Source organism: Fibrobacter sp. UWB12 (assembly GCF_900142485.1).
Lineage (GTDB): Bacteria > Fibrobacterota > Fibrobacteria > Fibrobacterales > Fibrobacteraceae > Fibrobacter.
On record NZ_FRAZ01000013.1, the window covers coordinates 56,947 to 66,239 of the forward strand.

A 9,293-nucleotide genomic window follows, 5' to 3' on the forward strand; every position below is an offset into this window, starting at 1 on the left:
TGTAAATAGAAATTGGGTATAAAGAAAGTCCCGCATGTAACCCGTTAAGTTTCAAAGAGTTACTTTCCGCGAGACTTATTCTTAAACTGTTGATAAGTTGTGGTTATTTCTTGCCGTGGCGGCGAATGCCCAAATTGAACGTTTCGTCAAACTTCCCGACAATATTTGTATCGGAGAAAATCTTGAACCGGAGTTTTGCAATATACACGCCCGTTCCGACAAAACGTCCCTTGTTGCTGCGGGCATCCCACATCAAGAACATATTGCCCGGATTATCCACGCAGTCTGTCCCGAAGATAGCCTTATCGCTGCAAGCCACCTCGCCCTTCTTCGAATTGACAAAATGCCCAAGGCTCGAGAAGTATTCCACTTCCCACTTGATCTTGACCTTCGAAAGCACAACGCTCCTCGGCTCATCAGAATTCAACAGCAATGACTTGCCAACTTCGCTCAAGTCAAACGAAATCAGTTCACCAGGGTAACCTGTTTCGGCCACGATATCTTCAATCTTCTTCGAAACGTCAACACGGATAGGAGCAACATTATCCTGATACGGCCACTTTTCCGGTGTCCAAGTCGCAGGGTCAATTCCGACAACGCGAGGCGTTTCGATACCCACGCGCTGTTCGCCTTCAATACGACGCCACGGATTATCCACATGCGGCACATTCCCCTGCAAATCCGGCAGCACGCCCGGAATCAAGCGCACCATAAAGCCCACTTCCGGAAGGACCATGCTTTCATCTCTCTTCTGGAAGATCACGTCATAATAATTGCTTTTCCTGTTCGGCGAAACGGACACAACCGAGAGAAGCATCGGATTTACCAATTCTCCCGTCTTGTCCTTAAACTCCAGGAACTGCAACCCATTGAGTATATCCGCTTGCGTTGCCTCGCTGATATACACCGTCAGCTTGTTCACAGATTCACCCATCGGTTTCACAATCGGCTTATCCACAAGAATAGCGCCCATACGGTCTTCAATAGCGAGCCCATCCAAGCTGAGCTGCGTCATCTGTCCCGTTTCTTTATCCATGTACGTGTAATGGTACCTGAATGATCCCTGATACGGATTCTTTTCATCGCCCGTAAAGACTTTATCCAACAAACTATCCGCTTGAATAGCCAAACTCTTTTCATCCTGCATCAGCATGACCACATTTTGTACAGAGGCCACCGTATGCCAATCGTCGCTACCAAAAGACCATGCGATTGTATCTGGAATAGTCTCGCCAAACGGCTTGTTGAACACAACTGCAATGCTATCGAGCACACCATCGCCATTGCGGTCATGAGCTTCGCCCAAACTTGCAAACGGTACCGGAGGCTCCTTAAAGTGGATATTCTTCCACGTAATAACATTTGCGACACCGCTTCCAGAAATTTCAAAGCTTGCATTCGTTACCGAAGAATCGCCGACAACATAGAACTTGGCAACACCCGTTGAATCAGTAATCAACTTGTTCACCCTTTGCTTCTTTTCGTCCAAGAAACTGATCGGGAACGAAGTATTCAAATCCAAAACCGCAAAGCAGTCCGTGCAAAGGTTGGCTATATAGAACACACCCACCTGCAAGGGGATTGTATCCGGGTACGCCACATGCGTAAGGAGAGTATCGTTTGCAGTACCATCAAACGGAAGGCCGCGCAAGCTAATGCCCGTCGGATCAAAAGCCTTGATAGAATCTGGGCTGTTAAACACATCAATGAACGCAATATCCGGAAGCGGATAAGCCGGCACCGTAAAGAACACTTCACTAGACTGGGTCATATCGCTAGCCAAGAAGAACTGCAACATGTAAGAGCCCGGTGCCAAAGAACGGTTACGTACAATTTCCATCGTATCAATCACAAAGCCAGCCATGTTGGCATCGATATTGATACCTGCAATAGTTCCCGGCAAAAGTTCCATGCCATCCGGCGGAATCCTTTCGTCATCACCGAACAGCACAAACGAAGATTGCGCAGGCATCGTATCGATTTTCGAAGTGCTCGACACGTCACAACTGATCGATTCATCCATCAGCAATTGCAAAATGGTATACTTAATCGTTCCGTCCGTTGTCTTTTCTTCGACAGGGTAATACGTCTTTTGCGTCTGCAAGTTGATAGACGTACGCATCTTGAAGTTCGAACCAGTCGCATTGCGTTCCGAGAAGAAAATGTGGAACGGGTATTCACGACCTTCAACAAGCTTTAACGAAGGATCGTTCTGTCCAATCGTATCCAAGTTCACGCCGCCTTCCACAGGGCTATGGCAGCCACCAATATCCACGACCAAGCGGTTGTTGATAAACACCCACACGTCATCGTCACCACGGAATTCAAAGTACTGGCCCTTCACATACTTGAACTGCGCCGAGACCTTCATCGCAAAACTGTAATTGTGACGGCAACCACTGATGTTCCAGTCAAACTTCGGATTCAAAACCTTCTTTGCCGAATCAAGGTACTGCAAATCATCAATCGGATAAAATCCCGGATTAATCGTATCGTTGCAATCACCTTCCTCATTCGTAAAGTCAGCCTGCCAAAAACCTTCGTCATCAAGCGTCAAATTGATATCGCGGCAAACACCATTCTTGTATTCGTTGCCAGCAGCATCTTTTGCCACCACCTGCGGAATAAACCACTTCTCGATTTCACGCGCTGCAGAACACTGACCCCACGGATAAACGAGCGAATCCACACGCGCAGGGGCTCCATTTACAAGTGTATCCTGCACCATGCCAAGCACATGACCTGAACATGTCTTAAATTCAGCGAGAGCTCCATTTTGGTCAAGTCCCATAACGGTGGTATATTCGCTACCACCATAAATGTTACCAAAGTCCACGTCAATGCTATCGTGATAACTTTCACCAGCCCAGTCCACAACAAGCGCCGAAATCTTGAGCGATGGACAAATGCCAAGAATGCCCGGATAGCGAGTCGTATCAGTCGGTTCGTAACGCTGTTTCGGGTTCGGGTACACCCAGACAGTATCATGCGTTGCCATCAGGGAATCCAGCGAAATCAAGGAATCCAAATTATCCAGTTCCGCGACAACACCCGTGCCGCCATAACGTTCCATGCCAAAGGACTGCTTAAAATAAACTCTCCAGTCCGTTGCATGCTTATAGACCGTTCCCGTATACCAACCGCACGTATCCGTAAGCGGCCCCATCTTAATAACATCGCCAGTCGATTCAATCACCATAGAAGGCGACTGGTTTTCCCACGGACTCTTCAAGCGAACCACTTTAGGTTCCGGCGGATAGAAAACCAAATCAAGCGTTTCCAACGCAGTCGTCGTATAAAGCCAGGTTTCATAAATTCCGGTCGGGAAAAGTTCGCTTGCACGCGGGCGGGATGCTTCCGGAAAATACGGATGCTGCGGCCAGTCATTCTTGCCACGCAGAATCTGGACAAACGTCATCGCCGAATTCCATTGCGACGAACCAACAACAGAATCAGCAAAATCGATATGGCGCCAATACTTGTATTCGCCTTCGGTGCTGAGTCCCGTCGGTTCATTCAAAATGTTATTATCAATCTTGATAAAGAACGTGCTATCGCGATATGTCGAATTTGTGCGCCACGGATGATAAATGTGCAAACGGCGAGTCGGGTCAAAACATTCACCCGGAGTTCCAATTTCAGCAGTAACTACAGGATTTTCAACTGTACCATCCACAAATAACGTGTCTTGCGTCTGGAGAAGCGAGCCAAAAACAACAAAAGAATCCCTATCTGCCGGAACAACGTACCACGGCGCCTTGTAACGCGTAAAGTACCCTGCCGAAATCGGGTTAGATGCAATCATGGAAGGTGTGAGCGCGCCATAGAACCAGCCGCACTTTTCCTCGTCACCCTCGTTAAAACGCATCAGCACGGTATCAGCGCCAAAAACCAACTGCGGCAATACCTTGTTGCCCCACGGGCTCTTGAACCATACAATCTTTGAACCTGGCGCCATGAAAGACTTTTCATAAGATCTGCCGGCGTCATCCGTATAAAGCCAAATTTCCGTTTCGGTACCAAAGAACGCCGTAATCCTGTTCTTGCCGCCACCAGTCCACGAAACACAGTTATTGTTATTGTAGTTATTGTCGTCAGTGTTGGGGCAAGCCTTAAACTCAAAGTCCTGCCAGTCCTGGAAATCAGCAATCGACTTGCCTTCCCAAGTGTAAACGTACCAGTTATCACCTTCGCTCTTCATCATTGTACGGGAGTTAGCGCCAAAACCCGGATTGTAATCCGTCACGCCACCGACAATATGCGGAGTATAGCTTGAAGCCGTTGCATCATTGCGGAACGGCGACTGCAAATGAATTGTCAAATCAGCCCATACAGAGACAACAAGTGTCAAAGAGGCTACAATACCCAAACAACAGTGTTTCATTCAACACCCTCTTTATTCTTCCCACACTTCTGTTTAAAGATATATTCAATTCAAGGAATTACACACTTCATAATGAAAAAAAAGCCTTTTTTAATGAATCAGCCGCCGCATACAAAAAAGGCCGGAACAATGTCCGGCACTTTTATATCCTAAAAAAGGTTATTTGATTTTCTTGGTCTTGGTCGCGTATTTGTCGTTACGGCGGATACCGAACGTGAACGTTTCTTCGCCCTTGCCCACGACATCCTTATCCGAGAATATCTTGAACTTGAACTTGGCAATATAGACACCTGTTCCGACCATACGGCCCTTATCGCTCATGGCATCCCACTTGAAGAACATGTTGCCTGCATTCTGGATACAGTCTGTTCCAAAGATGGACTTGTCGTTGCAAGCGAATTCATTCTTCACCCAGTTCACATATTGACCCAGGCTCGAGAAGAATTCAATATCCCATTTCACCTTGACCTTGCTCAAGACTTCATTGTATTCAGGAGTGCCCGGCTTTACGTTACCTGCACCGAACACTTGAGTCGTTGCATAATCGTTAAGCTGGAACTTCACCAACACGCCCGGCAAGCCTTCCTGTTCAATGATTTCCTTAATCGTGAGGTTTTCATCGACACGGATTGGAATCACATCGTTTGTATCACCCGGCCACGGATTTTCTTCCGTAAACATGCCCGGGTTCACCGTTACGACTTTCGGACGTTCCGTTTCGAGCGGCTGTTCACCTTCGATACGGCGCCACGGATTATTTTCGTGCGGTGTATTGCCATTCAAATCCGGCAAGAGTCCCGGGATAAGGCGAATCTTGAAGCCCACTTCCGGTACAATCAAGTCCATTGTCTTTTGGAACATCAAATCATAGAAGTCGCTTACACCCACCGGAGATGCAGATACAACCTTGTACTTCGACGGATCGACAAAATTATCGTTCTTGTCTCTCAATTCAATAAAGTGCGGAGTACCAATGGATGAATTATCGCAACCTTCCGAAAGCTGGATAGTCACCTTGACCATCTTATCCGACACAATCTTGAGCATCGGCTTTTCAAGCATGATAGCACCGATCTTGTCCTGAATCTTTGTAAACAGCGTTTCCGATTCCTGAGTCGATCCAGAAGCTTCGTCCATATAAATGTAATGGTAACGGAAATTGCCATCGACGATCGTCTTGGATTCACCCGTATAGACAGAGTCAATCAATTTCTCGGCGGTAATGACAACCGTAGAGTCATTCTTGACCATCTTCGCAATATCTTCAAAGGAATTGTATTCATGCCAATCCTTGCTGCCAAAGTTCCATGCAATTGCATCCAAGTCATGTTCACGAAGAGCATCGAACTCGAACGGAACAAAGATACTATCTGCGATGCCATCGCCATTGCGGTCATAAATGCTTCCCGTCTTTGCAAGCGGCACTTCAGGATCCTTGAAGTTGATATTATCCCACTTAAGTGCATTCTCGACACCGCTAATACCAACAACACTGAACGATGCCCCGCTGACGGCTCCTTCGCCAACAACATAGAAACGTGCAACACCCGTTTCATCAGTTTCAATAGTATTAATCTGCTGGTCCATTTCGTTGTAGAAAGCCACACGAGCATCGGTCGGCTTCAAATCCAGCATAACCAAGCAGTCCGTGCAAATGTTGCCCATATACGTCACCATAATTTCAAGGTATTTCATTTCCGGATAAGGTACATGAGTCATCAATGTATCGTTCTTGCCCGTTATAACCGTTTCGCCTCGCAGCGTCTTGTTGGTCGGATCAAACACTTTCAAGGTACCATCTGCAGACGGATTGAACACATCGACAAATGCGATTTGCGGCTTCGGATATTCCGGAATGACGAATTCATAGGAATCATTCAAGCTCATATCCGTTTCGAGATAGAAGAACAAGACATAGTTACCCGGAGCGAGCGAACGCTGCTTTACAATTTCGTCAATATTGATGTTAAAGCTGGATCTGTCTTCGTTAATCAAGATACCGCCAAAATTGAGGCCAACAGCAAGTTCTGCAGCTTCGGACAAATTACCGCCATCAAGATAGAATACAGATGGTGCTTCCGTAATTTCAGCTTCAATTTTAGCATTCGGGTCGCAGCTAATTGCCTTGGCATCCATTTTCAGCTTGAGAATACCCGTAATATCATTTTTCTTAGTATCATCAACCGTAGTCAAGTAAGTGTTCTGCTTCTGCAAGTTGATGGACGTGCGCATCTTAAAGTTAGAACCCGTCGCCTGTCGTTCGGCATAGAAAATATGGAACGGATATTCACGGCCTTCCTTCAAATTAAGCGTATCGAGGTCAACAGCGCCTTCCACCTTATCGTGGATACCACCGATATCCACGACGAGCCTGTTGTTGATAAACACCCAGACGTCATCGTCGCCACGGAATTCAAAGTACTGGCCCTTCACATATTTGAAACTTGCAGAAACGGACATCGCAAAGCCATAATTGTGGAAGCAAGTATCTCCCGGTTGAGGAGTTTGATGTCCAGTAAATGGATTTATGACAATCCAGTCAAATTTTGGGTTCTTTACAGTCTTTGCCGAATCAAGATATTCAAAGTCATCCAAGAAGAAGAATCCCGGGCTTTCAGGATCATTGCAATTACCGGATTCATTCGTGTAATCAGCATACCAGAAGCCTTCATCATCAAGTTCTAGAGGAATATCCTTACACACAGCATTCGTATATTCTTTACCACCAACTATAGCAACAACTTCTGGCTTAAACCATTTATCAATTTCATGACCAGCAGCGCACTTATTCCACGGAAACTTCGTCGAATCCACACGAGCCGGGTAGCCATCTACAAGTGTTTGCTGGACCATTCCCGTAATTTTTTCACCAGTATTACAAGTGCTATCATTCCCTACCCTCGTGTACTTGTTACCAAACCAAGCTCTACCAAAGTCAATATCGATGCTGTCGTGATAGCTTTCGCTGGCCCAGTCAATAAGCCTTGCAGAAATTTTCATACGTGGACATTCACCAAGACGACCCACCGGGTATATCGAAGATGCGTTCGGACGGCTATAGCTCTTATTTTTATCAGACGGATAGACCCAAGCCGTATCATGCTTGCTCATCAACGAATCAAGATTTACAAGGACTTCAACATCATTACCCTCACGGATAACACCTGTCATATCATACTTTTCAAGTCCAAAACTCTGCTTGAAGTAAACCTTCCAATCTGCAGCATGCTTATAGTAAACACCTTCGAACCAACCGCATGTATCGTTCGAGAACGTAGACATTTTCACGATATCATTATTTGCATCAACAACAAATGAAGTCGGCGTATTCTTCCAGGGGCTCAACAAACGCACAATCTTACGTTCAAGCGGAGCATAGGAAATATCCACATCTTCCATCTTAGAACTGGTAAAGAACCAAGCTTCATAAACGCCTGACGGGAAAAAGTCGGTCACTACAGGACGTTTGTTATCACTGAAATAATGAATCTTTATATTCTCTTTAAAGCTACGGGTAATCTGAACCTTAGCATCCGCAGAATGCCATGCTGCAGACGTAGCGACATCTTCCGGGAACGTCATGGAAAGCCAGTATTTATAGTCTTTGTCAAAAGCAAGACCATCCAAAGCAGGACCAGCAACCTTTCCATCGGTACCAGCAACAGAATCTTGCCAAACGCCATCGATAGTCAAGTAAACGGTACTATCGCGATAGACGCTATTATTACGCCAAGGATTATAGACGTGCAAAACACGATTCCTATCGAAACACTCACCGGCCGTACCGGCCTTATTGCTAACGGAAGGCGTTGCCAAAGTACCATCAACGTAGACAGTATCTTTCTTTAGCGCATTTTCCAAATCGATAATCTGCTTTTTGTCTTCGGGAACAGACATCCACGGAGCATTGTAGCGATTAAAGTGCGCCGTATGCAGCACATATTTTTTCAACACTTCAGCAGAAATGGGAGCGTAGAACCATCCACATTTATCAGTATCTTCCGAAGGATGCATCAAGAGAGTATCTTGCTCAAAGATCATCTGCGGGAGAGCTTTATTGCCCCACGGACTTTTGAACCAAACAATCTTTGATTCCAGAGCAGCAAAAGACTTCGAAACCTTTCCCGTAGTTTCATCTACATAAATCCAGGCTTCATTACTCCCCTCAAAAAAGTCACGGACATTAAAATTAACGCCATCGCCAACATCGAGACAATCAGCATTATTACATTTCACAATGCTAAAAGTATCAGATGCCTTAAAATCAGAAAGCGATCCTTTCAAAGTAAAGGAATACCGCGCATCGGTTACCTGCTGCATCATGGTAGAAGATGTAAGAGATACATCAGGTTTTCCTGAATTAAGAAGAAGATGTGGAGTATATGCTACGTCTGCATTTTTAAAATTCGACTGTATGTAAACAGTCAAATCAGCAAAAGCAGAGGACGCGAAGGCGCCGAAAACACAAAAAGCTAAATACAGGTGTCTCATAAAAACACTCACTTTCTCTCGGTTATTCCACACCCTGTTTGTAAAAATATATCTTTTTAATGTAAAAAAACAAAAATATTTAAAAAAAAAGAAATCTTTTGGCAAAAAATTGTGTATAGAAATTCTTCTTTCGCGAATAATTCAAAAAAGCACTCCCAAAAACGGATTAAAAACAACGTATTAGGAGCATTTTAGTCGTAAAATCAAGAACAAAATAATTGCCAAAGGACAGTACTGCCGCAACGGGAATGCCGGCGCACGGCGGGACTGCGCGAGCTGTATAAAAAGAAAAAGCCCCGCCCGACGTGTTGCGTCAGGCGGGGCGTGAATCCAGCGGCGACCTACTCTCCCGGGCCCGGGGGCCAGGTACCATCGGCGATCTGAGGCTTAACTTCCGTGTTCGGGATGGGAACGGGTG

General features: G+C 45.7%; 2 protein-coding genes and 1 rRNA gene. All 3 read right to left on the reverse strand.

From position 1 onward, the window contains the following. Positions 1-103: 103 nt before the first annotated feature. Positions 104-4,384 (reverse strand): fibro-slime domain-containing protein, encoded by a 4,281-nt coding sequence (locus BUA34_RS15045; protein WP_072831020.1) that lies wholly within the window; start codon positions 4,382-4,384, stop codon positions 104-106. 159 nt (positions 4,385-4,543) lie between these two features. Further along, the gene (locus tag BUA34_RS15050) at positions 4,544-8,707 is read right to left on the reverse strand and encodes a fibro-slime domain-containing protein (RefSeq protein WP_254794519.1); all 4,164 of its coding nucleotides are present in this window, start codon (positions 8,705-8,707) and stop codon (positions 4,544-4,546) included. 496 nt (positions 8,708-9,203) lie between these two features. Then, positions 9,204-9,293: ribosomal RNA gene (rrf, locus tag BUA34_RS15055) — 5S ribosomal RNA — on the reverse strand; the annotation flags it as partial.